The organism is Streptomyces lomondensis (assembly GCF_014651035.1).
Taxonomy (GTDB): Bacteria; Actinomycetota; Actinomycetes; order Streptomycetales; family Streptomycetaceae; genus Streptomyces; species Streptomyces lomondensis.
In genome coordinates this window covers 16,687-43,379 of the sequence record NZ_BMWC01000024.1, presented here as the reverse complement: position 1 = coordinate 43,379, position 26,693 = coordinate 16,687, and the positions used below count along the sequence as shown (strand labels likewise).

Genomic DNA, 26,693 nt, shown 5'->3' with positions numbered 1-26,693 from the left:
CGATGGTCACCCTCGCCTGCCTACAACTCTGGCTCCCCTGACATTGCGGACACGACCTAAGGCATGTCCGGCCGGTCGGCGTTTCGATGATCGGCCTTGAGGCCCCTGGACTCGTCCGGGGGCCTTGCTGTTTGTCGCGGCTGACCAGGGAAGATGCCTCAAGCTCCTGTCCACGAATAGTCCACAGACCCCGACATACAGCCGCTCCGAGCGGCACATGCCTGCACATACGCGAAGACCCCGGCCTCAGCGTTTCCGCTGGTGACGGGGTCTTTGGGCACCTAATCCAAGGTGCCCCCGGCAGGATTCGAACCTGCGCACACGGCTCCGGAGGCCGTTGCTCTATCCCCTGAGCTACGGGGGCGTGCCGTCCGCGTTGCTCGCGGCGACGGGTAGAACACTACCAGCTCCCTCGGGGTGGTCATGAATGGGTTTCTGCTGCCGGGGAGGGGTGCGGGTCGCTCGTGCGGGGTGGAAGTGGGGAAAACCCGGACGCGGTGGCCGGGGCCGACCTACTCTCGAGTTGTGCCAGGCGCGTCGGGCCGGGTGCTTGTTGTGGACGACAACAAGGTCATCCGGCAGTTGATCAGGGTCAACCTCGAGCTGGAGGGGCTGGAGGTCGTGACCGCGGCCGATGGTGCCGAGTGTCTTGATGTCGTTCATCAGGTGCGGCCCGATGTCGTGACCCTCGACGTCGTCATGCCCCGGCTGGACGGGATCAGGACCGCGGCCCGGCTGCGGGCCGATCCGCGTACCCGTGACGTACCCCTCGCCATCGTCAGCGCCTGCACCCAGTACGAGGTCGAGGCCGGGCTCGACGTGGGTGTCGACGCCTTCCTCGCCAAGCCCTTCGAACCGGCCGAACTGGTCGGCATGGTGCGGCAGTTGATGGAGCGGGCCCGGAGCCGGGGGCGACAGGGCGGCGCCGGTCCCGACGCCGGCGGCGGTGCCCAGGCGCCGGCCGTCGATCAGCCGGCCGTACCGTAGGGGCAGGCAGTCGATCATCCGGCTGTACCCAAGGGCCGGCCGTCGATCATCCCGCCGTACCGCGAGGGACCCGCAGTCGCCGGACACCACCCCCCGTCCACATCCCGGACCCTCGCTCAAACCGGCTCGCCTACCCACCCCCCTCCTCCCATACGCTTGTGCCCGTGACCCCCGTCGAGCTCTCGCGCACCGTGCTGCACGCCGTGCGTCGCGCTGTCGACGAGGGGGAGCTGAGCGTGACCGTGCCGGAGCGGGCCGTGGTCACTGTGCCGAGGCCCGGGGGGTGCGGCGACTACGCCACCAACATCGCCCTCCAGCTGGCCCGCGCAGCCGGGCAGCCGCCGCGGCGCGTCGCCGAGATCCTCCGGGCGCGCCTGCTCGACGAGGACCGCGTCACCGACGTCGTCGTCACCGGGCCCGGGTTCCTCAACCTCAGCCTGGAGAGCACCGCCTCCGCCGACCTCGTCGAGGAGATCCTGAGCCGTGGGCTGCGGTACGGCCACGGAGTGGGGTTCAGCGGGACGCTCGTCCGGCTCCGGTGCCCGGCCGAGGTCCGTGCCGTCGTCGTCGCGGACACCATCGCCCGCGTGCGGCGCAGCCAGGGCGACTTCGTCCGCGTCGACTACGACGGGCGGCCCGCGCCGGAGTGGCAGGCCGTCCTCGGCGTCGACATCGATGACTCGCGCATAGGCGGCGACAGCCAGGCGGCGACCGCGTCGAGGCGCGGCCCCCGCGCTCTCGTCGACATCGACGACTCCCGCCGCCCCCGCACTCTCGTCGACATCGACATCGACATCGACATCGACATCGACATCGACATCGACATCGACATCGACCTCACCGTCCGCCCCGCGCCCGCCCCCGCCGACCCCCTGCCTCTCGGCCGGGACGCCGCCCGCTGGGCGCTGCTGTACCCGGCCGCGCACGACCGGCCCCGGATCAGCCGTGATCATCTGGTCCAGCGGGAGACCAACCCTCTCTTCCGCGTCCGCTACGCCCACGCCCGCACCCGGGCCCTGCTGCGCAACGCCGCCGACCTCGGCTTCCACCCCGAGCCCGGGCCCGTACGAGACGGGGAAGCGCTGATCGCGCTGCTCGGTGACCACCCCCGCGTCCTGGCCACCGCGCAGGACACCCCCGACCGCCTGGCCCGGCACCTCCTCGCCGTCGCCGATGCCACGCTGCCCCTGCTCCCCGCCGTGCTGCCGCTCGGCGAGGAAAAACCCTCGGCCGCCCACCGCGCCCGGCTCGCCCTCGCCGAAGCCGCCGGGACGGTGCTGGCCGGCGGCCTGTCCCTGCTCGGCATCGACGCACCCGACCACCTTTGAAAGAGCACGCAGAATGAGCCGTTCCGCCCACCCCGCCGGGCCCCGTCACGCCGATGTCCTCCCCGAGGGCCACTACTCCGCCCCGCCCGCCGACCTCAACGCGCTGGACCCCAAGGTCTGGGCCCAGACCGTGACGCGCGACGAGGACGGTGTCGTCACCGTCGGCGGGATTCCCGTCACGCGGCTCGCCGAGGAGTTCGGCACCCCCGCCTACGTCCTCGACGAGGCCGACTTCCGGGCACGCGCGCGTGCGTGGCGCACCGCCTTCGGGACCGACGCCGACGTCTACTACGCCGGCAAGGCGTTCCTCTCCCGTGCCGTCGTGCGCTGGCTGGACGAGGAGGGGCTGAACGTCGACGTCTGCTCCGGCGGCGAACTGGCCACGGCCCTGTCCGCGGGCATGCCCGCCGAGCGCATCGCCTTCCACGGCAACAACAAGTCCGTCGACGAGATCACCCGGGCCGTCGAGGCCGGCGTCGGCCACATCGTGCTCGACTCCTTCCAGGAGATCGTCCGCGTCGCCCACATCGCGCAGGGTCTGGGGAAGCGGCAGAAGGTGCTCATCCGGATCACCGTCGGCGTCGAGGCCCACACCCACGAGTTCATCGCCACCGCCCACGAGGACCAGAAGTTCGGCATCCCGCTGGCCGGCGGGCAGGCCGCCGAGGCCGTACGCCGTGTCCTGAAGCTCGACGGGCTGGAGCTGGCCGGCATCCACAGCCACATCGGCTCGCAGATCTTCGACATGTCCGGGTTCGAGGTCGCCGCCCACCGGGTCGTCTCGCTGCTCAAGGACGTCCGCGACGAGCACGGCGTCGAACTGCCCGAGATCGACCTCGGCGGCGGGCTCGGCATCGCGTACACGAGTGACGACGATCCGTGCGAGCCGCACGAGATCGCCAAGGCGCTCAGCGAGATCGTCAGCCGCGAGTGCGAGGCCGCCAAGCTGCGCACGCCCCGCATCTCCGTCGAGCCGGGGCGGGCCATCGTCGGGCCGACCGCCTTCACCCTCTACGAGGTGGGCACCATCAAGCCCCTGGACGGGCTGCGGACCTACGTCTCCGTCGACGGCGGCATGTCGGACAACATCCGCACCGCGCTCTACGACGCCGAGTACAGCGTCGCGCTGGTCTCCCGCACCTCCGACGCCGAGCCGATGCTCGCCCGCGTCGTCGGCAAGCACTGCGAGAGCGGGGACATCGTGGTCAAGGACGCGTTCCTGCCGGGCGACCTGGCACCGGGTGACCTCATCGCCGTCCCCGCCACCGGCGCCTACTGCCGCTCCATGGCCAGCAACTACAACCACGTGCTCCGCCCGCCGGTCGTCGCCGTGGCGGGGGGAGAGGCGCGCGTGATCGTCCGCCGGGAGACGGAGGAGGACCTGCTGCGTCTCGACGTCGGCTGAGCGCGGCGCCGCACGCCACAGGGGGCGGAAGATCTCCTGTCTTCCGCCCCCGTACAAATGAAATAGATATCTCACGATCCGGACCGGGGGCAGAAAGTCCCGTCCGGTGAGTGAGACTGGTTCCACCGTAGACGGTAATGAGGAAACGAGGTCGGATGATGCGTACGCGTCCGCTGAAGGTGGCGCTGCTGGGCTGTGGAGTGGTCGGCTCAGAGGTGGCGCGCATCATGACGACGCACGCCGACGACCTCACCGCCCGGATCGGAGCCCCGGTGGAGCTCGCGGGCGTGGCCGTACGGCGGCCCGACCGGGTGCGTGAGGGCATCGCCCCGGAACTCATCACCACCGACGCCACCGCCCTCGTCAAACGCGGCGACATCGACGTCGTGGTCGAGGTCATCGGCGGGATCGAGCCCGCCCGCACCCTCATCACCACCGCCTTCGAGTACGGCGCCTCCGTCGTCTCCGCCAACAAGGCGCTGCTCGCCCAGGACGGGGCCGCCCTGCACGCCGCCGCCGAGGAGCACGACGAGGACCTCTACTACGAGGCCGCCGTCGCCGGTGCCATCCCGCTGATCCGGCCGCTGCGCGAGTCCCTCGCCGGCGACAAGATCAACCGGGTGATGGGCATCGTCAACGGCACGACCAACTTCATCCTCGACAAGATGGACTCCACGGGCGCCGGCTACCAGGAGGCCCTCGACGAGGCCACCGCCCTGGGATACGCCGAGGCCGACCCGACCGCCGACGTCGAGGGCTTCGACGCCGCCGCCAAGGCCGCCATCCTCGCCGGCATCGCCTTCCACACGCGCGTGCGCCTCGACGACGTCTACCGCGAGGGCATGACCGAGGTCACCGCCGCCGACTTCGCCTCCGCCAAGGAGATGGGCTGCACCATCAAGCTGCTCGCCATCTGCGAGCGGGCCGCGGACGGCGGCTCCGTCACCGCGCGCGTGCATCCCGCGATGATCCCGCTGAGCCACCCGCTGGCCTCCGTGCGCGGCGCCTACAACGCCGTGTTCGTCGAGTCCGACGCCGCCGGGCAGCTGATGTTCTACGGGCCCGGAGCGGGCGGTTCCCCCACGGCCTCGGCCGTGCTCGGCGACCTCGTCGCCGTCTGCCGCAACCGCCTCAGCGGCTCCACCGGACCCGGCGAGTCCGCCTACGCCGCCCTGCCCGTGTCGCCGATGGGGGATGTGGTCACGCGTTACCACATCAGCCTCGACGTGGCCGACAAACCGGGCGTTCTCGCCCAGGTCGCGACCGTCTTCGCCGAGCACGGCGTCTCGATCGATACGGTTCGCCAGCAGGGGAAGGACGGCGAGGCGTCCCTCGTCGTCGTCACGCACCGCGCGTCCGACGCCGCCCTCACCGGGACCGTCGAGGCGTTGCGCAAGCTCGACACCGTGCGTGGTGTCGCCAGCATCATGCGGGTTGAAGGAGAGTAACCAGCAATGACCCACCAGTGGCGCGGAATCATCGAGGAGTACCGGGACCGGCTGCCGGTATCCGACACCACGCCGGTCGTGACGCTCCGCGAGGGCGGCACGCCCCTCGTGCCCGCGCAGGTGCTCTCCGAGCGCACGGGCTGCGAGGTCCACCTCAAGGTGGAGGGCGCGAACCCCACCGGGTCCTTCAAGGACCGCGGCATGACCATGGCCATCACGCGGGCCAAGGAGGAGGGCGCGAAGGCCGTCATCTGCGCCTCCACCGGCAACACGTCGGCCAGTGCCGCCGCGTACGCCGTCCGCGCGGGCATGGTCTGCGCCGTGCTCGTGCCGCAGGGCAAGATCGCGCTCGGCAAGATGGGCCAGGCCCTCGTGCACGGCGCGAAGATCCTCCAGGTCGACGGCAACTTCGACGACTGCCTCACGCTCGCGCGCGGCCTCAGCGACAACTACCCCGTCGCCCTGGTCAATTCGGTCAATCCGGTGCGCATCGAGGGCCAGAAGACGGCCTCGTTCGAGATCGTGGACATGCTCGGCGACGCACCCGACATCCACGTCCTGCCGGTGGGCAACGCGGGCAACATCACGGCCTATTGGAAGGGCTACACGGAGTACGCCGCCGACGGCGTCGCCACGAAGACCCCCCGTATGTGGGGATTCCAGGCCTCCGGTTCCGCGCCCATCGTGCGCGGCGAGGTCGTCAAGGACCCCTCGACCATCGCCACCGCGATCCGCATCGGCAACCCGGCCTCCTGGCAGTTCGCGCTCGCCGCGCGGGACGAGTCGGGCGGGTTCATCGACGAGGTGACGGACCGTGAGATCCTGCGCGCCTACCGGCTGTTGGCCTCGCAGGAGGGCGTCTTCGTCGAGCCCGCGTCCGCCGCGTCCGTCGCCGGTCTGCTGAAGGCCGCCGAGCAGGGCAAGGTCGACCCGGGCCAGCGCATCGTCTGCACGGTCACCGGCAACGGGCTCAAGGACCCCGACTGGGCCGTCGCCGGTGCCCCGCAGCCGGTCACCGTCCCCGTCGACGCGGCGACCGCGGCGGAGCGCCTCGGCCTGGCCTGACGTGCGCCGACGCGCCGAGCGCCGGTGTAACGCTCGACACGGTCCGGCGTAAGACGGCGCTTGCCTGGGGATATTCCCTACGGCGGGTGCACAGGGGGCTTACGACACGCATCGTGCGCCTCCTGTGCGCCCTATGTCGCCACAGAACCTTCCTTCGATAGGCTGTACTGAACCCGCCCGCCGCATATGCCTCCGCATGGAGCGCGGTGCCCCGCCGTCTCCGCGGCCGGGACAGCGGCCCCCAGGGTTCTCGTACACCATCGGATGTCCATCCCACGTCATTCGACCATCACGCAGCTCAAGGAGAGTCATCGAGCGATGGCCGGTCCAGCGTTCCGCGCCGCCGCCGTCCGGGTGCGCGTCCCCGCCACCAGCGCCAACCTCGGCCCGGGCTTCGACGCCCTCGGCCTCGCGCTGGGCTTGTACGACGACGTGGTCGTCCGGGTGGCCGACTCCGGGCTGCACATCGACATCGCGGGTGAGGGCAGCGAGACGCTCCCGCGCGACGAGCAGCACCTTCTCGTACGTTCCCTGCGTACCGCCTTCGATCTGCTGGGCGGGCAGCCGCGCGGCCTGGAAATCGTCTGCGCCAACCGCATTCCGCACGGCCGGGGCCTGGGCTCCTCCTCGGCCGCCATCTGCGCCGGGATCGTCGCCGCCCGCGCCGTGACCATAGGCGCCGAGGCCAGGCTCGACGACACCGCGCTGCTGGAACTCGCCACCGAGATCGAGGGCCACCCCGACAACGTCGCGGCGTGCCTGCTCGGCGGCTTCACGCTCTCCTGGATGGAGGGCGGCGCCGCCCGCGCGATCAGGATGGAGCCCGCCGATTCCATCGTTCCGGTGGTTTTCGTGCCCGGAAAGCCGGTCCTGACGGAGACCGCGCGCGGCCTGCTCCCGCGCACCGTGCCGCACGTCGACGCGGCCACCAACGCCGGCCGGGCCGCCCTGCTCGTCGAGGCCCTGACCCGGCGCCCCGAGCTGCTGCTGCCCGCCACCGAGGACCGGCTGCACCAGGAGTACCGCGCCCCGGCCATGCCCGAGAGCGCGGCGCTGGTGGAGCGGCTGCGGAGCGACGGCATCCCCGCGGTCATCTCCGGCGCCGGGCCGACGGTCATGGCGCTGGCCGACGCGGACACCGCCGACAAGGTCGAGGCCCTGGCCGGCGCGGACTGGGCCGCGAACCGGCTGAGCCTCGATCCGCAGGGCGCGAGCGTGCTTCCGCTGGCGACCTGACACACGCTTGCCGGATTTGGAGAGGGGGAATGTTTGTTGGATCCGGTAGTGTTAACCTCAAGTCTGCACCCGACCCCACCATGGCGAGGTGCCTCGTGTCCCCGTCCGGGACAGACATTCTTCCGGGAGCCCCCCAAGCCGCACTGTGTTCCGTACGTCGGACCGTACGCCGTACACGGACACTGAGCGGTTCGCAGGGCACGCTCCGGAACCGGTGCGACCACGCCGCGTGACACTGACACTGGGTGCCACGGCTCAAGGAAGCGCCATCACCAGATTCCTCCGCCGCTTAGGCGGACCACCGCCCCGGCACGGTTCACACCACACGGACCGAAGCCGGACAGCACAACCGGTCGCCGAGCCAGACAGGCCGACGTCCGCTCCAGGGAAGGACCCTTCGTGAGCGACACCACCGATCTGATGGGCGCACGTGTCGAGGAGACCGCTGCCGCGCCCGCCACGGACGCCTCCGCGCCTGCCACCGGTGCCGGCTCCCGGCGGCGCCGTGGTACCGGCCTCGAGGGCATGGTGCTGGCCGAGCTCCAGCAGGTCGCATCCGGCCTCGGCATCAGGGGCACCGCGCGGATGCGCAAGAGCCAGCTGATCGAGGTCATCAAGGAGGCGCAGGCGTCCGGCGGCGCCGCTCCGGCCGCGAAGGCCGACGCCCCCGCCGAGACCAAGCCGAAGCGCCGCGCAACCTCCCGGGCCCGTACGGGCGACAACGCGGAGAAGGCCGAGAAGGCCGAGAAGAAGGCCGACGCGAAGGAGGCCGCCGAGGCCCCCGCGGAGAAGGCCGTGGCGCAGCAGCAGATCGAGATTCCGGGCCAGCCGGCCTCCGACGACGCTCCGTCCGAGCGCCGCCGTCGCCGCGCCACCGCCGACGCCGGAGCCCCCGCTTCCGCTCCCGAGACGGTCGCCGCCGAGGCGAAGAGCGAGCCCAAGGCCGAGACGCCGGCGCAGCCGCAGCAGTCCCAGGGCAACGACGCCAAGTCCGACTCCGGTGAGGGCGGCGAGGGCCGCCGTCGCGACCGCCGCGAGCGCGGCCGGGACCGCGACCGCGACCGTGACCGTGACCGCCGTGGCGGCAAGGGCGACGACCAGCAGGGCGGCGGCCAGCGCGGCCAGCAGCAGAGCCAGCAGGGCGGCGGCGGTCGTCCGGACCGCGGTCAGCAGGACGACGACGACTTCGAGGGCGGCCGTCGCGGCCGTCGCGGGCGTTACCGAGACCGCCGGGGCCGTCGTGGCCGCGACGACATGGCCACCGAGCCGCAGATCAACGAGGACGACGTCCTGATCCCCGTCGCGGGCATCCTGGACATCCTCGACAACTACGCCTTCATCCGCACATCCGGCTACCTGCCCGGTCCGAACGACGTGTACGTCTCCCTCGCCCAGGTCCGCAAGAACGGCCTGCGCAAGGGCGACCACATCACCGGTGCCGTGCGCCAGCCCAAGGAAGGCGAGCGGCGCGAGAAGTTCAACGCGCTGGTGCGTCTCGACTCCGTCAACGGCATGGCGCCCGAACACGGCCGCGGCCGCCCGGAGTTCAACAAGCTCACCCCGCTGTACCCGCAGGACCGCCTCCGCCTGGAGACGGACCCGGGCGTGCTGACCACCCGCATCATCGACCTCGTGTCGCCGATCGGTAAGGGCCAGCGCGGTCTGATCGTGGCCCCGCCGAAGACCGGCAAGACCATGATCATGCAGGCGATCGCCAACGCGATCACGCACAACAACCCCGAGTGCCACCTGATGGTCGTCCTGGTCGACGAGCGTCCGGAAGAGGTCACCGACATGCAGCGGTCGGTGAAGGGCGAGGTCATCTCCTCGACCTTCGACCGCCCGGCCGAGGACCACACCACGGTCGCCGAGCTGGCCATCGAGCGCGCCAAGCGCCTGGTGGAGCTGGGTCACGACGTCGTCGTGCTGCTCGACTCGATCACGCGTCTGGGCCGTGCGTACAACCTCGCCGCCCCGGCCTCCGGCCGCATCCTGTCCGGTGGTGTCGACTCGACCGCCCTGTACCCGCCGAAGCGCTTCTTCGGTGCCGCGCGGAACATCGAGGACGGCGGTTCGCTGACCATCCTCGCCACCGCGCTGGTGGACACCGGGTCCCGCATGGACGAGGTGATCTTCGAGGAGTTCAAGGGCACGGGCAACGCCGAGCTCAAGCTCGACCGGAAGCTCGCCGACAAGCGCATCTTCCCGGCGGTGGACGTGGACGCGTCCGGCACCCGTAAGGAAGAGATCCTGCTCGCCAACGACGAACTCGCCATCGTCTGGAAGCTGCGCCGGGTGCTGCACGCTCTCGACCAGCAGCAGGCGGTCGAGCTGCTTCTCGACAAGATGAAGCAGACGAAGTCGAACGCCGAGTTCCTGATGCAGATCCAGAAGACCACGCCGACGCCCGGCAACGGCGACTGAGGCAGGCACCACGCAAGAGGGCCGCTCCCCGTCAGGGGGGTGGCCCTTCGTGCTGCCGACGACCGAGCCCGCCACCGGCTCGCCGTGGCAAGGCCACCAGCGAGATCTTCGCCACAAGGGTCTTCGTCGGCACCGATTTCGAGCAGTACGGCATCTTCGGCTGAAACCGCAGGTGAGCGAGGTACACCTCGCCGTGACGAACACGCAGTGTGCCCAGCGCCGTACGCGGTGGGAACAGTCCGTTGTGCAACCCTTTCCCGAGTTTCTCCGTCTGACCAGGCGGAGCGACGATGGTGCGAGGAAGGGTTCCGGCCGACCAAGCCTGGCACTGACCGCAGGGGGTAACCGACCGTAGACGAGCTGAGGAGCCCATGTCTGCCGAGAGCACGCCGGGTCCGGGCATACCGGGCGACACCGGCACCAACGGAGCGTGTCACCGCGCCAAGGGCCGCCGCCGCAAGCCCCGCAAGCGCCACAAGGGCATGATGATCACGGCCTGGACCGCCGCCGGCATCGTCGTCCTGGGCGGCACCGGCGTGGGGTACGTGTACTTCAAGCTCAACGGCAACCTCAAGAGCGTCGACATCGACCAGGCCCTCGGCACCGACCGCCCCAAGAAGGCCGACAACGGCTCCGAGAACATCCTGGTCCTCGGCTCCGACACCCGCGCCGGCGGCAACAAGAAGCTCGGCGGCGGCACCGACGACGGCAGCGCCCGCTCGGACACGGCGATGATCGTGCACATCTACAAGGGCCACAAGAAGGCCAGCGTGGTCTCCATCCCGCGCGACACCCTCATCGACCGCCCCGCCTGCACGGACACCAAGGGCAACGAGTACCCCGCGGCCAACGGCGTGATGTTCAACTCCGCCTACTCCACCGGCGGGGCCGCCTGCGCCGTGAAGACCGTCGAGTCGATCACCGACCTGCGCATGGACCACTACCTGGAGGTCGACTTCGCCGGCTTCCAGAAGCTCATCGACGACCTCGGCGGCGTCGAGGTCACCACGACCAAGAGCATCGACGACCCCGACAGCCACCTGAAGCTGAAGGCCGGCACCCACAGACTCGACGGCGAGCAGGCCCTCGGCCTGGTCCGCACCCGGCACGGCGTCGGCGACGGCTCCGACCTCGGCCGCATCCAGCTCCAGCAGGCCTTCATCAAGGCCCTGGTCAACCAGGTCAAGAACGTCGGCGTCTTCACCAACCCCAAGAAGCTGCTCGACCTCGCGGAAACCGCGACGAAGACGGTGACGACCGACTCCGACCTGGGCTCGGTCAACAAGCTCGCGTCCTTCGCGGGCGGCCTCCAGGGCATCAGCCCGGCCAACATGCACATGGTCACGATGCCGGTCCAGTACGACCCGGCCGACCCCAACCGCGTCCTCCTCCAGAAGCAGAAGGCCGACCAGATCTGGAAGGCCCTGGCGAACGACAAGCCGATCCCGAAGAGCGCCACCGAGGGCACGGCGACCGGTGAAGCCAAGGGCGTGGTGTCGTCCTCTTAGGGGCGCGGGGAACTGTGCGAACAACCCCCACCGGCCCGCAGGGAACAAACAACGGCAACCCCCGGTTTTGGGGGATGGCCCCAGTCCTGGCAGACTGGTACGTCGGCTCCGGTTCACGCTCCCGCACCCCGCGGCAGCGACCCGGCGCCCTCCCGAAACCTAGGAGACACCTTGAAGCGCGACATCCACCCCGCGTACGTCGAGACGCAGGTCAGCTGCACCTGCGGCGCGTCGTTCACCACCCGCAGCACCATCGAGTCCGGCGCCATCCGTGCCGATGTCTGCTCCGAGTGCCACCCGTTCTACACGGGCAAGCAGAAGATCCTCGACACCGGTGGCCGCGTGGCCCGCTTCGAGGCCCGCTTCGGCAAGGCCGCCGGCTCCAAGAAGTAGCGAGCCCCAAACCGCCGGTCCGCGGACGCGCCCCCTCACCGGGCGCTCCGGGACCGGCGTTTTTGGTCGCCCGCCCTTCACCCCCGTCCCTGCACAGGAGCCCAAGATGTTCGAGGCCGTCGAGGAACTCGTCGCCGAGCACGCCGACCTGGAGAAGAAGCTCGCCGACCCGTCGGTTCACGCCGACCAGGCCAACGCGCGCAAGCTGAACAAGCGTTACGCCGAGCTCACCCCCATCGTCGCCACCTACCGCTCCTGGACGCAGACGGGCGACGACATCGAGACCGCGCGCGAGTTCGCCGCCGACGACCCGGACTTCATCGCCGAGGTCAAGGAGCTGGAGCAGCGGCGCGAGGAGCTGACGGAGAAGCTGCGCCTGCTGCTGGTCCCGCGGGACCCCAGCGACGACAAGGACGTCATCCTGGAGATCAAGGCGGGCGCGGGCGGCGACGAGTCGGCGCTGTTCGCCGGCGACCTGCTGCGCATGTACCTGCGGTACGCCGAGCGCGTCGGCTGGAAGACCGAGATCATCGACGCCACCGAGTCCGAGCTGGGCGGCTACAAGGACGTCCAGGTCGCCGTGAAGACCAGGGGGCAGACCGAGCCCGGCCAGGGCGTCTGGGCGCGGCTGAAGTACGAGGGCGGCGTGCACCGCGTGCAGCGCGTGCCGGCCACCGAGTCCCAGGGCCGCATCCACACCTCGGCGGCCGGTGTCCTCGTGACCCCCGAGGCGGAGGAGGTCGACGTCGAGATCAACCCGAACGACCTGCGCATCGACGTCTACCGGTCCTCCGGACCCGGCGGACAGTCCGTCAACACCACCGACTCCGCCGTGCGCATCACGCACATCCCGACCGGAGTCGTCGCCTCCTGCCAGAACGAGAAGAGCCAGCTGCAGAACAAGGAGCAGGCACTGCGTATCCTGCGCTCCAGGCTGCTCGCGGCGGCGCAGGAGGAGGCGGAGAGGAACGCCGCCGACGCCCGCCGCAGCCAGGTCCGCACGGTCGACCGCTCCGAGAAGATCCGGACGTACAACTATCCGGAGAACCGCATCTCGGACCACCGCGTCGGCTTCAAGGCGTACAACCTGGACCAGGTCCTGGACGGCGACCTCGACGCGGTGATCCAGGCCTGCGTCGACGCGGACTCGGCGGCCAAGCTGGCAGCTGCGTAAGGCACGAACGAGCACACTCGGAGGACTTGCGTGAATCTGCTGCTCGCGGAGGTGGCCCAGGCCACCCAGCGGCTCGCCGACGCCGGCGTGCCCTCGCCGCGCACCGACGCGGAGGAACTCGCCGCGTTCGTGCACGGCGTGAAGCGCGGCGAGCTGCACACCGTCAAGGACTTCGACTTCGACGCCCGCTACTGGGAGGTCATCGCCCGCCGCGAGGCCCGCGAGCCGCTCCAGCACATCACCGGACGCGCCTACTTCCGGTACCTGGAACTCCAGGTCGGGCCGGGGGTGTTCGTGCCACGCCCGGAGACCGAGTCCGTGGTCGGCTGGGCCATAGACGCCGTACGCGCCATGGACGTCGTCGAGCCGTGCATCGTCGACCTGTGCACCGGCTCCGGCGCCATCGCGCTCGCCCTCGCCCAGGAGGTGCCGCGCTCGCGCGTGCACGCCGTGGAGCTGTCCGAGGACGCCCTGCAGTGGACCCGCAAGAACGTCGAGGGGTCCAGGGTCGACCTGCGGCAGGGCAACGCCCTGACGGCCTTCCCGGACCTGGACGGCCAGGTCGACCTGGTCATCTCCAACCCGCCGTACATCCCGCTCACGGAGTGGGAGTACGTCGCCCCCGAGGCGCGGGACTACGACCCCGACATGGCCCTCTTCTCCGGCGAGGACGGCCTCGACCTCATCCGCGGCCTGGAGCGCACCGCGCACCGGCTGCTGCGCCCCGGCGGCGTCGTGGTCGTGGAGCACGCGGACACCCAGGGCGGCCAGGTGCCGTGGATCTTCGCCGAGGACCGCGGCTGGACCGACGCCGCCGACCACCCGGACCTGAACAACCGCCCGCGTTTCGCCACGGCCCGCAAGGCGCTGCCGTGAGCACCCAGGGCATCCCGCGTTCCTCGCGGACTCCATCCCAGCAGCACGTGTACGAGGAGGCCAGCTAAAGATGGCACGGCGATACGACACCAACGACGCGACCGACCGTGTGACCGGTCTGCGCGAGGCAGCGTCCGCCGTCCGCCGTGGCGAGCTCGTGGTGCTGCCGACGGACACGGTGTACGGCATCGGCGCCGACGCGTTCTCCTCGGAGGCGGTCGCCGACCTGCTGGAGGCCAAGGGCCGGGGCCGCAACATGCCCACCCCCGTCCTCATCGGCTCCCCGAACACGCTGCACGGGCTCGTCACGGACTTCTCCGAGCTGGCCTGGGAGCTGGTCGACGCCTTCTGGCCGGGCGCCCTGACGCTCGTCGCCAAGCACCAGCCGTCCCTCCAGTGGGACCTCGGGGACACCCGGGGCACGGTCGCCGTGCGCATGCCGCTGCACCCGGTCGCCATCGAGCTGCTCACCGAGGTCGGCCCCATGGCCGTGTCGTCGGCCAACCTCACCGGCCACCCGGCGCCGGAGGACTGCGACGCCGCGCAGGAGATGCTCGGCGACTCCGTCTCGGTCTACCTCGACGGCGGCCCGACCCCGGGCAACGTCCCGTCGTCGATCGTCGACGTCACCCGTGAAGTGCCCCTGCTCCTGCGCGCCGGTGCCCTCTCGGCGGACGAGCTGCGAAAGGTCGTACCCGACCTCGAGGTGGCGAATTGACGGCCCCTGAGGCGGGGCGTGGCATAGGCAACGGGGAAAGCGCGGCGGAGATCACGACGACCTTCGTGGGACTGCCGCGCGACAGCTTCCGCATCCTCCACGTCAGCACCGGCAACGTGTGCCGCTCGCCCATCACGGAGCGGCTGACCCGCCATTTCGTCAAGGAGCGGCTGGGCATCCTGGGCGGCGGGCTCATCGTGGAGAGCGCGGGCACCTGGGGCCATGAGGGCGCGCCCATGGAGTCCCACGCGGAGACCGTCCTGGCCGACTTCGGCGCGGACGCCTCCGGCTTCACCGGGCGCGAGCTCCTCGACGAGCACGTGATCCGCGCCGACCTGGTGCTGACCGCGACCCGGGACCACCGGGCGCAGGTCATCTCCATGGGCCACTCGGCGGGCCTGCGCACCTTCACGCTCAAGGAGTTCACCCGTCTGGTGAAGGCCATCGACCCGGCGACCCTGCCGCCCCTGGAGGAGGGCGTGGTGGTACGCGCGCGTGCCCTGGTGCGTGCCGCGGCCGCTCTACGCGGGTGGCTGCTGGCCCCGAACGCCGAGGCGGACGAGGTGTACGACCCGTACGGCGCGCCCCTGACGTTCTTCCGGTCCATCGGGGACGAGATACACCAGGCGCTCGACCCGGTGGTCACGGCGCTGACGGGCGTCCCCGCAAGGACGTAGCAGCCGAGCGGCCGAGAGGCACCGGGCCTACATTGGTCGTACGTCACCGTCGACGCCCGGAGCCCACCATGACGGTCACCCCAGCCATCGAGGCCGACGTCCTGCGCCACCAGGACCCCGAGCTCGCCGACGTCCTGCTCGGCGAACGGGAGCGGCAGGCGACCACGCTCCAGCTGATCGCCGCCGAGAACTTCAGCTCACCGGCCGTGCTGGCCGCCCTCGGCTCGCCGCTCGCCAACAAGTACGCCGAGGGCTACCCGGGCGCGCGGCACCACGGCGGCTGCGAGATCGTCGACGTCGCCGAGCGCATCGCCGTCGACCGGGCGAAGGCCCTGTTCGGCGCCGACCACGCCAACGTCCAGTCGCACTCGGGCTCTTCGGCGGTCCTGGCCGCCTACGCCGCCCTGCTGCGCCCCGGCGACACCGTCCTCGCGCTCGGCCTGCCGTACGGCGGCCATCTCACGCACGGCTCGCCCGCCAACTTCTCCGGCCGCTGGTTCGACTTCGTCGGCTACGGCGTGGAGGCCGAGTCCGGGCTCGTCGACCACGAGCAGGTGCGCACCCTGGCCCGCATGCGCCGGCCCAAGGCGATCGTGTGCGGCTCGATCGCCTACCCGCGCCACCTCGACTACGCGTTCTTCCGCGAGGTCGCCGACGAGGTGGGCGCGTACCTCATCGCGGACGCCGCGCACCCCATCGGGCTCGTCGCCGGGGGAGCGGCGCCCAGTCCGGTGCCGTACGCGGACATCGTCTGCGCGACCACCCACAAGGTGCTGCGCGGCCCGCGCGGCGGCATGATCCTGTGCCGCGCGGAGCTGGCCGAGCGGGTCGACCGGGCCGTGTTTCCTTTCACACAGAGCGGCGCGCAGATGCACACGATCGCCGCCAAGGCCGTCGCGTTCGGGGAGGCGGCAACACCGGCGTTCGCCGTGTACGCCCATCAGGTGGTCGCCAATGCGAGGGTTCTCGCGGCCCGGCTGGCGGACGAGGGCCTGGTCGTCACCACCGGCGGCACGGACACCCATCTGATCACCGCCGACCCGGCCCCGCTCGGCGTCGACGGCCGCACCGCCCGGGGCCGTCTCGCCGCGGCCGGCCTGGTCCTGGACTGCTGCGCCCTGCCGCACGGCGACGCCCGTGGACTGCGCCTCGGCACGGCCGCGGTCACCACGCAGGGCATGCGGGAGGGGGAGATGGCGCGGATCGCCAAGCTGCTCGCGGGGGTGCTCAGGGGCGTGACGGAGACCGTGAGGGCCCGTGAAGAAGTACGGGAGCTGGCCGGTGGATTTCCGCCGTATCCGCGCTGAGTCGGGGTAAGCGCACGAGGGTGCACAGCCACTCGTGCAACCATCGTCGCTACCCGGAAGTCCCCACTCGTATGCGCGCATCGCTAGGGTGTGGGGCTGTGATGGCCAGCGAGACCTGTGGGGAAGCCCGTGCGTGAATACCTGCTGACGCTCTGCATCACGGCCGCGGTGACGTATCTGCTGACAGGGCCGGTACGGAAGTTCGCGATCGTGGCCGGAGCGATGCCGGAGATCCGGGCACGTGACGTGCACCGGGAACCCACTCCGCGGCTCGGCGGGATCGCGATGTTCTTCGGCCTGTGCGCGGGTCTGCTGGTCGCCGACCACCTGACCAACCTCAACCAGGTCTTCGAGACGTCGAACGAACCCCGGGCCCTGCTGTCCGGCGCCGCGCTGATCTGGTTGATCGGCGTCCTGGACGACAAGTTCGAGATCGACGCCCTGATCAAGCTGGGCGGCCAGATGATCGCCGCGGGCGTGATGGTCGTGCAGGGTCTGACGATCCTGTGGCTGCCGATCCCGGGTGTGGGCTCGGTCGCGCTCACCCAGTGGCAGGGCACCCTGCTGACGGTGGCGCTGGTCGTCATCACCATCAACGCGGTCAACTTCGTGGACGGCCTGGACGGCCTCGCGGCCGGCATGGTCTGCATCGCGTCCACCGCGTTCTTCCTGTACGCCTACCGCATCTGGTACTCGTACGGCATCGAGGCCGCCGCCCCGGCCACGCTCTTCTCGGCGATCCTGATGGGCATGTGCCTGGGCTTCCTGCCGCACAACATGCACCCGGCGCGGATCTTCATGGGCGACTCCGGCTCGATGCTGATCGGCCTGGTGCTGGCCGCCGGCGCGATCTCCATCACCGGTCAGGTCGACCCGGACGCGCTCAACCTGTACGTCGGGTCGGAGAAGGAGGCCGTGCACCAGACGGTCCCCGTCTACATCCCGCTGCTGCTGCCGCTGACGATCATCGCGGTGCCGGCCGCCGACCTGATCCTGGCGATCGTGCGCCGCACCTGGCGCGGCCAGTCGCCGTTCGCGGCCGACCGGGGCCACCTGCACCACCGGCTGCTGGAGATCGGCCACTCGCACAGCCGCGCGGTGCTGATCATGTACTTCTGGTCGGCGCTGATCGCCTTCGGGGCGCTCGCCTACTCGGTCAACTCGGCGTCCATGTGGATCGTCCTCGGCATCGTGTTCCTCAGCGCCATCGGCCTGGTCCTGCTCCTGCTGCCGCGCTTCACGCCGCGCACCCCGCGCTGGATGGAGCGCTTCGTGCCGCCGCGCTACCGGCGCCGTGGGGTCCCCGCCCTGGCGCCGGAGGCCTCGACCCCGGCGTCCGCCGGGGAGCAGCCGGCCTCGGTCGCGCTCGAGGACCGCGCCCCGGTCGTCACCGGGGTCTCAGGAGTCAACGGGGCGACCGCCATCGGCGCCCGTTCGCGTCTGGCCGACCGGCGCAAGGCCGGGACAAGGTAAGAATCTGACTAGAGCATTGCCAAGTCGTGGGGTTGCGATGGGGGTGCGAAGCGCCCCAATACCAGACATGTCGGCTCGGTTCTCGCTCAGACGCGCATCTTCACCCTCATGTGTGACTGTCCGCACACCGTCAGGTAAAGACTGCATCAAATAGTTTGTGATACGGTTCACGAGAACCCCCCGGATAGAGCCGAAGGACCGTAGTGCGACGGTCCATTGGTGTGAGGTCTCCACTCAGCCCGGGACTACGCTCGTCCATGACGACACCCCTGCCCCCTGCGAAAGCGGAGCTGCCGCCATGCCGTCCAATGACGCCCGGAACCTTCTGCAGTGCGCTGTGCCCACAGCCGCTGCCGGTGTGGTCGCGGCCGCCGTCAGTGGCGTGGTGGTCGGAGGCAAGGGGGCCGTCGGAGCCGCCGTCGGCGCGCTGCTGGCCATCCTCTTCATGGGGGTCGGTCTGTACGTTCTCCAGTGGACGGCAAAAACGCTCCCGCAGTTGTTCCAGGCCATGGGGCTGATGCTCTATGTCGCCCAGCTGCTGCTTCTCCTGATCTTCGTCGCCCTCTTCAAGGACACCTCTCTCTTCAACGCGAAGGCGTTTGCCATCGGGCTCGTCGTCGCGACCGTCGTGTGGATGGCCGCGCAGGCACGTGCGCATATGAAGGCCAAGATCTTCTACATCGACCCGGACTCCGAGAAGAGCGAGAAGCCCGAGAAGACCGGGTCGTCGTCGTGACGAGTAGGGGCGCGATAAAGGGCACGGAGAACTCCTGCTATCGTCCGGTGCCAACTGCGGCATCGCGGGCGCGGGCATCTGAGCTGACGCCTGCTCGAACGCGAGGCTCGATGCCCCCCAGCCGCCCTCACATCCGTAACACCAGTCCGGTGCCGATCCGCGGCTGCGCGCCGCGCCGACACAACGAGGTTGCCGTACCCATGCGTCACGCCGAAGGAGCCCGTGGTGAGTGCTGACCAGACCCAGCTCGCCTTTGACTGGAGCTGTCGGATCATGTCCGACGGGTGTGGTTTTCCGGCACCGGGCCTGCACTCGTTCCTCTTCAAGCCGATTGCCACGGTTGGAGGGTTCGAGTTCAACAAGGTGATGCTGCTGGCGATCATCACCACCATCCTCGTCATCGGCTTCTTCTACGCGGCCTTCGGCAAGGCCAAGGTGGTGCCGGGCAAGCTCCAGATGGTCGGTGAAGCCGGATACGACTTCGTCCGCCGCGGCATCGTCTACGAGACCCTCGGAAAGAAGGAGGGCGAGAAGTACGTCCCCTTGATGGTCTCGCTGTTCTTCTTCATCTGGATCATGAACATCTGGTCCGTGATCCCGCTGGCGCAGTTCCCGGTGTCGTCGATCATCGCGTTCCCGGCGGTCCTGGCCGCAGTCGTCTACGTGACCTGGGTCTCGCTGACCTTCAAGCGGCACGGCTTCGTCGGGTTCTTCAAGAACATCACCGGCTACGACAAGTCGCTCGGCCCGGTGCTGCCGCTCGTGATGGTCATCGAGTTCTTCTCGAACCTCCTCGTCCGGCCGTTCACGCACGCCGTGCGACTCTTCGCCAACATGTTCGCCGGCCACCTGATGCTGGTCATGTTCACCGTCGCCTCGTGGTACCTGCTGAACAGCTGGATGATCCCGGCGGCCGGTGTCTCCTTCGTGATGACCATCGCCATGATCGGCTTCGAGCTTTTCGTGCAGGCCGTCCAGGCGTACGTCTTCGTACTCCTCGCCTGCACGTACATCCAGGGCGCTCTGGCCGAGCACCACTGAGCCCCGCCCGCCCCGCAAATCCCAAGAACGTCCGGTGGCCAACCCCCGCCGGTCCGTGAAAGAGAAGGAAGATTCAGCATGGCTGCCACTGAGACCCTCGCCGCTGTCTCCGGTTCGCTCGGCTCCATCGGCTACGGCCTCTCCGCCATCGGCCCCGGCATCGGCGTCGGCATCATCTTCGGCAACGGCACCCAGGCCCTGGCCCGTCAGCCCGAGGCCGCCGGCCTGATCCGTGCCAACCAGATCCTGGGCTTCGCGTTCTGTGAGGCGCTCGCCCTCATCGGCATCGTTATGCCGTTCGTGTTCGGTCAGTAATTTCCTGCTCACCGACACGTTTCGACGAAAGGCACTGATGTGATCGCCAACCTGGTGCAGATCGCGGCCGAGGAGGAGCAGAACCCGCTCATGCCTCCGGGCCCCGAGCTGCTCGTCGGCACCATCGCCTTCGCCATCGTGTTCTTCTTCTTCTGGAAGAAGCTGCTTCCGAACATCAACAAGGTTCTGGAGGAGCGCCGCGCGGCGATCGAAGGCGGTATCGAAGAGGCCGAGACCATGAAGGTCGAGGCCCAGAGCGTCCTTGAGCAGTACAAGGCACAGCTCGCCGAGGCCCGGCACGAGGCCGCGCGTCTGCGCCAGGAGGCGCAGGAGCAGGGTGCCGCCCTCATCGCCGAGATGCGGGCCGAGGGCCAGCGGCAGCGCGAGGAGATCGTCGCCGCGGGTCACGCCCAGATCGAGGCCGACCGCAAGGCCGCCGCGTCCGCGCTGCGCCAGGACGTCGGCAAGCTCGCCACGGACCTGGCCGGCAAGCTCGTCGGCGAGTCCCTCGAGGACCACGCCCGCCAGAGCCGTGTGATCGACCGGTTCCTCGACGAGCTCGAGGAGAAGGCAGAGGCCGGCCGATGAACGGAGCGAGCCGCGAGGCCCTGGCAGCCGCACGTGAGCGTCTCGACGCGCTGACGGACTCCACGTCCGTGGACGCAGGGAAGCTCGCCGACGAGCTGGCCGCCGTCACCGCGCTGCTCGACCGCGAGGTGTCGCTGCGTCGGGTCCTCACCGACCCGGCGCAGGCCGGTCAGGCCAAGGCCGAGCTGGCCCAGCGCCTGCTCGGCACCCAGGTCAGCGGTCCGGCCGCCGACCTGGTGGCCGGCATGGTGCGCTCCCGCTGGTCGCGCTCGCGCGACCTGGTGGACGCGATCGAGGAGCTGGCGAACACCGCCGACCTCTCCGCCGCGCAGCGGGTGGGCAAGCTCGACGACGTCGAGGACGAGCTGTTCCGGTTCGGCCGGATCGTCTCCGGCAGCACCGAGCTGCGCGCCGCGCTGACCGACCGCAAGGCCACCACGTCGGCCAAGGGCGAGCTGCTGCGCAGCCTGCTCGGGGGCAGGGCGCAGCCGGCCACCGAGCGTCTGGTGACGCGCCTTGTGACCGCGCCGCGGGGACGTAGCCTGGAGTCGGGACTGGAGTCCCTGTCCAAGCTCGCCGCCGACCGGCGCAACCGCATGGTGGCCATCGTCACCTCGGCGGTGCCGCTGAGCGACCCGCAGAAGCAGCGCCTGGGCGCCGCCCTCGCGAAGCTCTACGGCCGCCAGATGCACCTCAACCTGGATGTGGACCCCGAGGTCCTCGGCGGGATCCGGGTGCAGGTCGGCGACGAGGTCATCAACGGCTCCCTCGCGGACCGCATCGAGGACGCCAGCCGCCGGCTCGCCGGCTGAGCAGCAACTCAATAGGCACAACGTACTTACGACGGCCCTGGTTGGGCCGTGCAGAAGAATCCTGGGGGTCGCCCCCAGACCCCCTAAGAAACTTCGGGCCCAACAAGGAGAGCAGGGAACCCAGATGGCGGAGCTCACGATCCGGCCGGAGGAGATCCGGGACGCGCTGGAGAACTTCGTCCAGGCGTACAAGCCGGACGCGGCCTCGCGCGAGGAGGTCGGTACGGTCACCTTTGCCGGCGACGGCATCGCGAAGGTCGAGGGCCTGCCCTCGACCATGGCCAACGAGCTGCTGAAGTTCGAGGACGGCACCCTCGGCCTCGCCCTCAACCTCGAGGAGCGCGAGATCGGTGCCATCGTCCTCGGCGAGTTCAGCGGCATCGAGGAGGGGCAGCCGGTCAGCCGTACCGGCGAGGTGCTGTCCGTCGCGGTCGGCGAGGGCTACCTCGGCCGCGTGGTCGACCCCCTCGGCAACCCGATCGACGGCCTCGGCGAGATCGAGACCGACAGCCGTCGCGCCCTGGAGCTTCAGGCCCCGGGCGTCATGGTCCGCAAGTCGGTGCACGAGCCGATGGAGACGGGCTACAAGGCCGTCGACGCGATGACCCCCATCGGCCGTGGCCAGCGTCAGCTGATCATCGGCGACCGCCAGACCGGCAAGACCGCCCTGGCCGTCGACACGATCATCAACCAGCGCGACAACTGGCGCTCGGGCGACCCGAAGAAGCAGGTCCGCTGCATCTACGTCGCCATCGGCCAGAAGGGCTCCACCATCGCCGGCGTGCGCGGCGCTCTGGAGGAGGCCGGCGCGCTGGAGTACACGACCATCGTCGCCGCCCCGGCGTCCGACCCGGCGGGCTTCAAGTACCTGGCGCCGTACACCGGTTCGGCCATCGGCCAGCACTGGATGTACCAGGGCAAGCACGTCCTGATCATCTTCGACGACCTGTCGAAGCAGGCCGACGCCTACCGCGCCGTGTCGCTGCTGCTGCGCCGCCCGCCGGGCCGTGAGGCCTACCCGGGTGACGTCTTCTACCTGCACTCCCGGCTGCTGGAGCGCTGCGCCAAGCTCTCCGACGAGATGGGCGCCGGCTCGATGACCGGTCTGCCGATCGTCGAGACCAAGGCCAACGACGTGTCGGCGTTCATCCCGACCAACGTCATCTCCATCACCGACGGCCAGTGCTTCCTGGAGTCGGACCTGTTCAACGCCGGTCAGCGTCCCGCGCTGAACGTCGGTATCTCCGTCTCCCGAGTCGGTGGTTCCGCCCAGCACAAGGCGATCCGCCAGGTGTCCGGCCGTCTGCGTGTGGACCTCGCCCAGTTCCGTGAGCTGGAGGCGTTCGCCGCCTTCGGTTCCGACCTGGACGCCGCGTCGAAGGCGCAGCTGGAGCGTGGTCAGCGCATGGTCGAGCTGCTGAAGCAGCCGCAGTACCAGCCGATGTCCACCGAGGACCAGGTCGTCTCCATCTGGGCCGGCACCACCGGCAAGATGGACGAGGTTCCGGTCGCCGACATCCGCCGCTTCGAGAAGGAGCTGCTGGACTACCTGCACCGCAAGGAGCAGGGCCTGCTGACCTCCATCCGCGAGGGCGGCAAGATGTCCGACGACACCCTCCAGGCCATGGCCGACGCCATCGCGGAGTTCAAGAAGCAGTTCGAGACCTCCGACGGCAAGCTGCTCGGCGAGGACGCTCCGGCTGCGGGCAAGTGACGACGGAAGGGACCTGACTCATGGGAGCCCAGCTCCGGGTCTACAAGCGTCGCATCAAAACCGTCTCCGCGACCAAGAAGATCACGAAGGCGATGGAGATGATCGCCGCCTCGCGCGTCGTCAAGGCGCAGCGCAAGGTGGCGGCCTCCACGCCGTACGCGACCGAGCTCACCCGCGCGGTCACGGCGGTCGCGACCGGATCGAACACCAAGCACCCGCTGACGACGGAGGCGGAGAACCCGACCCGCGCCGCGGTCCTGCTCCTCACGAGCGACCGCGGTCTGGCCGGCGCCTTCAACTCCAACGCCATCAAGGCCGCGGAGAGGCTCACGGCGAAGCTCGAGGCCGAGGGCAAGGAGGTCGACAGCTACATCGTCGGCCGCCGTGGTGTCGCCCACTACAACTTCCGTGAGCGCAAGATCGCGGAGTCGTTCACGGGCTTCACCGACGACCCGTCGTACGCGGACGCCAAGAAGGTCGCGGCTCCGCTGATCGAGGCCATCGAGACGGAGACGGCCGAGGGCGGCGTGGACGAGCTCCACATCGTCTACACCGAGTTCGTGTCGATGATGACGCAGACGGCGATCGAGGCCCGGCTGCTGCCGCTCAGCCTCGAAGAGGTCGAGGCGGAGGCCAAGCCCAAGGGCGAGATCCTCCCGCTGTTCGACTTCGAGCCCTCGGCGGAGGACGTCCTGGACGCCCTGCTGCCGCGCTACGTCGAGAGCCGCATCTACAACGCGCTGCTCCAGTCGGCCGCCTCCAAGCACGCCGCCACGCGGCGCGCGATGAAGTCGGCGACCGACAACGCCGGAGAGCTCATCGAGACCCTCACCCGGCTTGCCAACCAGGCCCGCCAGGCCGAAATCACCCAGGAAATCAGCGAGATCGTCGGTGGCGCCAGCGCCCTGGCCGACGCGACCGCGGGGAGTGACTGACAAATGACCACCACTGTTGAGACGGCCACGGCGACGGGCCGCGTCGCGCGGGTCATCGGCCCGGTCGTCGACGTGGAGTTCCCCGTCGACGCGATGCCGGAGATCTACAACGCCCTGCACGTCGAGGTCGCCGACCCGGCGCTGGCGGGCGAGAAGAAGACGCTGACCCTGGAGGTCGCCCAGCACCTGGGTGACGGCCTGGTCCGCGCCATCTCCATGCAGCCCACCGACGGTCTGGTCCGCCAGGCCCCGGTGACCGACACCGGCGCGGGCATCTCCGTCCCGGTCGGCGACTTCACCAAGGGCAAGGTGTTCAACACCCTCGGTGAGGTGCTGAACAGCGACGAGACCCACGACGGCGAGCGCTGGCCCATCCACCGCAAGGCCCCCGCGTTCGACCAGCTCGAGTCGAAGACCGAGATGTTCGAGACGGGCCTGAAGGTCGTCGACCTGCTGACCCCGTACGTCAAGGGCGGCAAGATCGGTCTGTTCGGTGGTGCCGGTGTCGGCAAGACCGTGCTGATCCAGGAAATGATCATGCGTGTCGCCAACCTCCACGAGGGCGTCTCCGTCTTCGCGGGCGTCGGTGAGCGCACCCGTGAGGGCAACGACCTCATCGCGGAGATGGAAGAGTCCGGCGTTCTGGACAAGACCGCGCTGGTCTTCGGCCAGATGGACGAGCCCCCGGGCACCCGTCTGCGCGTGGCCCTGGCCGGCCTGACGATGGCGGAGTACTTCCGCGACGTCCAGAAGCAGGACGTGCTGTTCTTCATCGACAACATCTTCCGCTTCACCCAGGCCGGTTCCGAGGTGTCGACCCTGCTCGGCCGTATGCCCTCCGCGGTGGGCTACCAGCCGAACCTGGCCGACGAGATGGGCATCCTCCAGGAGCGCATCACCTCGACCCGTGGTCACTCGATCACCTCGATGCAGGCGATCTACGTCCCCGCGGACGACCTGACCGACCCGGCCCCGGCCACCACCTTCGCCCACCTCGACGCGACGACGGTGCTCTCCCGTCCGATCTCCGAGAAGGGCATCTACCCGGCCGTGGACCCGCTGGACTCCACGTCCCGGATCCTCGACCCGCGGTACATCTCGGCGGACCACTACAACGCCGCGATGCGCGTGAAGAACATCCTGCAGAAGTACAAGGACCTCCAGGACATCATCGCGATCCTCGGTATCGACGAGCTCGGCGAGGAGGACAAGCTCGTCGTCCACCGTGCCCGTCGCGTGGAGCGCTTCCTGTCCCAGAACACCCACGCCGCCAAGCAGTTCACCGGCGTGGACGGTTCGGACGTGCCGCTGGACGAGTCGATCGCCGCGTTCAACGCGATCTGCGACGGCGACTACGACCACTTCCCGGAGCAGGCGTTCTTCATGTGCGGTGGTCTCGAGGACCTGAAGAAGAACGCGAAGGAGCTGGGCGTCTCCTGACGCACCGGTGCTGACGGAGCCTTGTGCTCTTGGAGAGGGGGCGGGGCACGTCCCGCCCCCTCACTCACGCCTACTAGACTTGTAACCAACACCCGGCACAACCGCCGGGTGGTGACCCGAGGAGCCACCTTGGCTGCTGAGCTGCACGTCGCGCTGGTCGCGGCCGACCGTGAGGTCTGGTCCGGCCAGGCCACCCTGGTCGTCGCGCGCACCACGTCCGGCGACATCGGCGTCATGCCCGGTCACCAGCCGCTGCTCGGTGTGCTGGAGTCGGGCCCGGTGACCATCCGTACCAGCGAGGGCGGGACGGTCGTCGCCGCGGTCCACGGCGGGTTCATCTCGTTCGCGGACGACAAGCTCTCGCTGCTGGCCGAAGTCGCCGAGCTGTCGGACGAGATCGATGTCCAGCGCGCGGAGCAGGAGCTGGCACGCGCGAAGGCGGAGGACGACGCGGAGGCCCAGCGCCGCGCGGACGTCCGTCTGCGGGCTGCGACGGCGGCCCGCTGACCCTGTCCGCCGTGTGATGACGTCACTCAGCCGCGACTGGGTACCGGAGAGATCCGGACCCGGCCGCGGCTGAGCCGGATGTGGGTGTTTTTTACGTTCCGTTACCTAGGAGACGAGGAGGTCGGTGTCGATGGTCCTCGCTCTGGCTGTGTGCGGAATTGTCGTGACCCTCGTGGTGGTGGGACTGCTCGTCTTCGGCCTGCGCCGCCGGCTCATCCAGCGCTCGGGCGGCACCTTCGACGCCAGCCTGCGCTGGGACGCCCCGGAGAACGGCGACCCGAACGGCAAGGGCTGGGCGTACGGGGTGGCCCGGTACAACGGCGACCGCGTCGAGTGGTTCCGCGTCTTCTCCTACTCGCCGCGCCCGCGTCGCATCCTGGAGCGTTCCGCGATCGAGGTGGCCGGCCGCCGGGTCCCGGAGGGCGAGGAGGAGCTGGCGCTGCTCTCCGACCATGTGATCCTCGCGTGTCTGCACCGGGGCACGCGTCTGGAACTGGCGATGAGCGAGGACGCGCTGACCGGTTTCCTCGCGTGGCTCGAGGCAGCCCCGCCCGGTCAGCGTGTCAACGTCGCGTAACTCGCCGAA

General features: G+C 69.8%; 25 protein-coding genes and 1 tRNA gene. 25 read left to right on the top strand and 1 reads right to left on the bottom strand.

Translation table 11 applies throughout. The annotated features are described in order from the left end of the window. Positions 1 to 292 precede the first annotated feature (292 nt). Positions 293 to 364: transfer RNA gene (locus IE255_RS38170), tRNA-Arg, on the bottom strand. A 59-nt stretch (positions 365 to 423) separates the two neighbouring features. Between IE255_RS38170 and IE255_RS38165 the strand changes: the two genes are divergently transcribed. The 25 genes from IE255_RS38165 (at position 424) to IE255_RS38045 (ending at position 26,684) form a co-directional block, all read left to right on the top strand. Beyond that, positions 424 to 987: a response regulator gene (locus IE255_RS38165; protein WP_190055034.1), complete on the top strand. Its 564-nt coding sequence runs from the start codon at positions 424 to 426 to the stop codon at positions 985 to 987. A 164-nt stretch (positions 988 to 1,151) separates the two neighbouring features. Next, a complete protein-coding gene (gene nrtL / locus IE255_RS38160) occupies positions 1,152 to 2,315 on the top strand; it encodes an ArgS-related anticodon-binding protein NrtL (RefSeq protein ID WP_190055032.1) in 1,164 nt (387 codons plus the stop codon). 13 nt (positions 2,316 to 2,328) lie between these two features. Then, a complete protein-coding gene (gene lysA / locus IE255_RS38155) occupies positions 2,329 to 3,720 on the top strand; it encodes a diaminopimelate decarboxylase (protein ID WP_190055031.1) in 1,392 nt (463 codons plus the stop codon). A 155-nt stretch (positions 3,721 to 3,875) separates the two neighbouring features. Next, on the top strand, positions 3,876 to 5,168 hold the full coding sequence (locus tag IE255_RS38150; protein ID WP_190055030.1) for a homoserine dehydrogenase: 1,293 nt from the start codon (positions 3,876 to 3,878) through the stop codon (positions 5,166 to 5,168). Positions 5,169 to 5,174: 6 nt separating this feature from the next. After that, on the top strand, positions 5,175 to 6,233 hold the full coding sequence (thrC, locus tag IE255_RS38145) for a threonine synthase (RefSeq protein WP_190055029.1): 1,059 nt from the start codon (positions 5,175 to 5,177) through the stop codon (positions 6,231 to 6,233). Positions 6,234 to 6,551: 318 nt separating this feature from the next. Then, complete coding sequence (gene thrB, locus IE255_RS38140) at positions 6,552 to 7,469, top strand: homoserine kinase (protein WP_190055028.1); 918 nt, start codon at positions 6,552 to 6,554, stop codon at positions 7,467 to 7,469. Positions 7,470 to 7,868: 399 nt separating this feature from the next. Beyond that, entirely contained in the window at positions 7,869 to 9,893 is a 2,025-nt protein-coding gene (rho, locus tag IE255_RS38135) for a transcription termination factor Rho (RefSeq protein WP_190055027.1), read from the top strand. A 371-nt stretch (positions 9,894 to 10,264) separates the two neighbouring features. After that, entirely contained in the window at positions 10,265 to 11,401 is a 1,137-nt protein-coding gene (locus IE255_RS38130) for an LCP family protein (RefSeq protein WP_190055026.1), read from the top strand. 171 nt (positions 11,402 to 11,572) lie between these two features. Continuing rightward, a complete protein-coding gene (gene rpmE, locus IE255_RS38125; protein ID WP_010040182.1) occupies positions 11,573 to 11,794 on the top strand; it encodes a 50S ribosomal protein L31 in 222 nt (73 codons plus the stop codon). Between the two features lie 106 nt (positions 11,795 to 11,900). Next, positions 11,901 to 12,968, top strand: coding sequence for a peptide chain release factor 1 (prfA, locus tag IE255_RS38120; protein ID WP_190055025.1), 1,068 nt, complete (start codon positions 11,901 to 11,903; stop codon positions 12,966 to 12,968). A gap of 30 nt (positions 12,969 to 12,998) precedes the next feature. Further along, entirely contained in the window at positions 12,999 to 13,844 is an 846-nt protein-coding gene (gene prmC / locus IE255_RS38115) for a peptide chain release factor N(5)-glutamine methyltransferase (protein WP_190055024.1), read from the top strand. A gap of 70 nt (positions 13,845 to 13,914) precedes the next feature. Continuing rightward, positions 13,915 to 14,562 (top strand): L-threonylcarbamoyladenylate synthase, encoded by a 648-nt coding sequence (locus IE255_RS38110; protein WP_190055023.1) that lies wholly within the window; start codon positions 13,915 to 13,917, stop codon positions 14,560 to 14,562. Next, complete coding sequence (locus IE255_RS38105; protein ID WP_190055022.1) at positions 14,559 to 15,239, top strand: arsenate reductase/protein-tyrosine-phosphatase family protein; 681 nt, start codon at positions 14,559 to 14,561, stop codon at positions 15,237 to 15,239. Before IE255_RS38110 ends, IE255_RS38105 begins: the two co-directional genes overlap by 4 nt. Before the next feature lie 68 nt (positions 15,240 to 15,307). Then, positions 15,308 to 16,546: a serine hydroxymethyltransferase gene (gene glyA / locus IE255_RS38100; protein WP_190055021.1), complete on the top strand. Its 1,239-nt coding sequence runs from the start codon at positions 15,308 to 15,310 to the stop codon at positions 16,544 to 16,546. 129 nt (positions 16,547 to 16,675) lie between these two features. Continuing rightward, on the top strand, positions 16,676 to 18,019 hold the full coding sequence (locus IE255_RS38095) for an MraY family glycosyltransferase (protein ID WP_190055020.1): 1,344 nt from the start codon (positions 16,676 to 16,678) through the stop codon (positions 18,017 to 18,019). Positions 18,020 to 18,317: 298 nt separating this feature from the next. Beyond that, positions 18,318 to 18,755 carry a Cg1360 family ATP-synthase-associated protein gene (locus IE255_RS38090; RefSeq protein WP_190055019.1) on the top strand — a complete coding sequence of 146 codons (438 nt, stop codon included), beginning with the start codon at positions 18,318 to 18,320 and terminating at the stop codon, positions 18,753 to 18,755. A 225-nt stretch (positions 18,756 to 18,980) separates the two neighbouring features. Continuing rightward, entirely contained in the window at positions 18,981 to 19,796 is an 816-nt protein-coding gene (gene atpB, locus IE255_RS38085; RefSeq protein ID WP_505016487.1) for a F0F1 ATP synthase subunit A, read from the top strand. Between the two features lie 78 nt (positions 19,797 to 19,874). Beyond that, a complete protein-coding gene (locus tag IE255_RS38080; RefSeq protein WP_010040161.1) occupies positions 19,875 to 20,111 on the top strand; it encodes an ATP synthase subunit C-like protein in 237 nt (78 codons plus the stop codon). A 39-nt stretch (positions 20,112 to 20,150) separates the two neighbouring features. Further along, complete coding sequence (locus IE255_RS38075; protein WP_190055018.1) at positions 20,151 to 20,699, top strand: F0F1 ATP synthase subunit B; 549 nt, start codon at positions 20,151 to 20,153, stop codon at positions 20,697 to 20,699. Beyond that, positions 20,696 to 21,511, top strand: a complete 816-nt coding sequence (locus IE255_RS38070; RefSeq protein WP_190055017.1) for a F0F1 ATP synthase subunit delta — start codon at positions 20,696 to 20,698, stop codon at positions 21,509 to 21,511. Before IE255_RS38075 ends, IE255_RS38070 begins: the two co-directional genes overlap by 4 nt. 124 nt (positions 21,512 to 21,635) lie before the next feature. Then, a complete protein-coding gene (gene atpA, locus IE255_RS38065) occupies positions 21,636 to 23,225 on the top strand; it encodes a F0F1 ATP synthase subunit alpha (protein WP_190055016.1) in 1,590 nt (529 codons plus the stop codon). Between the two features lie 20 nt (positions 23,226 to 23,245). Continuing rightward, positions 23,246 to 24,160: a F0F1 ATP synthase subunit gamma gene (locus tag IE255_RS38060; protein WP_190055015.1), complete on the top strand. Its 915-nt coding sequence runs from the start codon at positions 23,246 to 23,248 to the stop codon at positions 24,158 to 24,160. A gap of 3 nt (positions 24,161 to 24,163) precedes the next feature. Beyond that, positions 24,164 to 25,600 carry a F0F1 ATP synthase subunit beta gene (gene atpD / locus IE255_RS38055; protein ID WP_190055014.1) on the top strand — a complete coding sequence of 479 codons (1,437 nt, stop codon included), beginning with the start codon at positions 24,164 to 24,166 and terminating at the stop codon, positions 25,598 to 25,600. A 129-nt stretch (positions 25,601 to 25,729) separates the two neighbouring features. Continuing rightward, complete coding sequence (locus IE255_RS38050; RefSeq protein ID WP_190055013.1) at positions 25,730 to 26,107, top strand: F0F1 ATP synthase subunit epsilon; 378 nt, start codon at positions 25,730 to 25,732, stop codon at positions 26,105 to 26,107. A gap of 130 nt (positions 26,108 to 26,237) precedes the next feature. Further along, the gene (locus IE255_RS38045) at positions 26,238 to 26,684 is read left to right on the top strand and encodes a DUF2550 domain-containing protein (protein WP_190055012.1); all 447 of its coding nucleotides are present in this window, start codon (positions 26,238 to 26,240) and stop codon (positions 26,682 to 26,684) included. Positions 26,685 to 26,693 lie beyond the last annotated feature (9 nt).

Coding starts and splice junctions, on each gene's coding strand:
- IE255_RS38060 (WP_190055015.1), top strand. CDS start 23,246: ATGGGAGCCCAGCTCCGGGTCTACAAGCGTCGCATCAAAACCGTCTCC.
- prfA (WP_190055025.1), top strand. CDS start 11,901: ATGTTCGAGGCCGTCGAGGAACTCGTCGCCGAGCACGCCGACCTGGAG.
- atpD (WP_190055014.1), top strand. CDS start 24,164: ATGACCACCACTGTTGAGACGGCCACGGCGACGGGCCGCGTCGCGCGG.
- IE255_RS38110 (WP_190055023.1), top strand. CDS start 13,915: ATGGCACGGCGATACGACACCAACGACGCGACCGACCGTGTGACCGGT.
- thrB (WP_190055028.1), top strand. CDS start 6,552: ATGGCCGGTCCAGCGTTCCGCGCCGCCGCCGTCCGGGTGCGCGTCCCC.
- IE255_RS38150 (WP_190055030.1), top strand. CDS start 3,876: ATGATGCGTACGCGTCCGCTGAAGGTGGCGCTGCTGGGCTGTGGAGTG.
- IE255_RS38045 (WP_190055012.1), top strand. CDS start 26,238: ATGGTCCTCGCTCTGGCTGTGTGCGGAATTGTCGTGACCCTCGTGGTG.
- atpA (WP_190055016.1), top strand. CDS start 21,636: ATGGCGGAGCTCACGATCCGGCCGGAGGAGATCCGGGACGCGCTGGAG.
- thrC (WP_190055029.1), top strand. CDS start 5,175: ATGACCCACCAGTGGCGCGGAATCATCGAGGAGTACCGGGACCGGCTG.
- IE255_RS38090 (WP_190055019.1), top strand. CDS start 18,318: ATGCCGTCCAATGACGCCCGGAACCTTCTGCAGTGCGCTGTGCCCACA.
- IE255_RS38130 (WP_190055026.1), top strand. CDS start 10,265: ATGTCTGCCGAGAGCACGCCGGGTCCGGGCATACCGGGCGACACCGGC.
- IE255_RS38165 (WP_190055034.1), top strand. CDS start 424: ATGAATGGGTTTCTGCTGCCGGGGAGGGGTGCGGGTCGCTCGTGCGGG.
- IE255_RS38070 (WP_190055017.1), top strand. CDS start 20,696: ATGAACGGAGCGAGCCGCGAGGCCCTGGCAGCCGCACGTGAGCGTCTC.
- glyA (WP_190055021.1), top strand. CDS start 15,308: ATGACGGTCACCCCAGCCATCGAGGCCGACGTCCTGCGCCACCAGGAC.
- IE255_RS38080 (WP_010040161.1), top strand. CDS start 19,875: ATGGCTGCCACTGAGACCCTCGCCGCTGTCTCCGGTTCGCTCGGCTCC.
- lysA (WP_190055031.1), top strand. CDS start 2,329: ATGAGCCGTTCCGCCCACCCCGCCGGGCCCCGTCACGCCGATGTCCTC.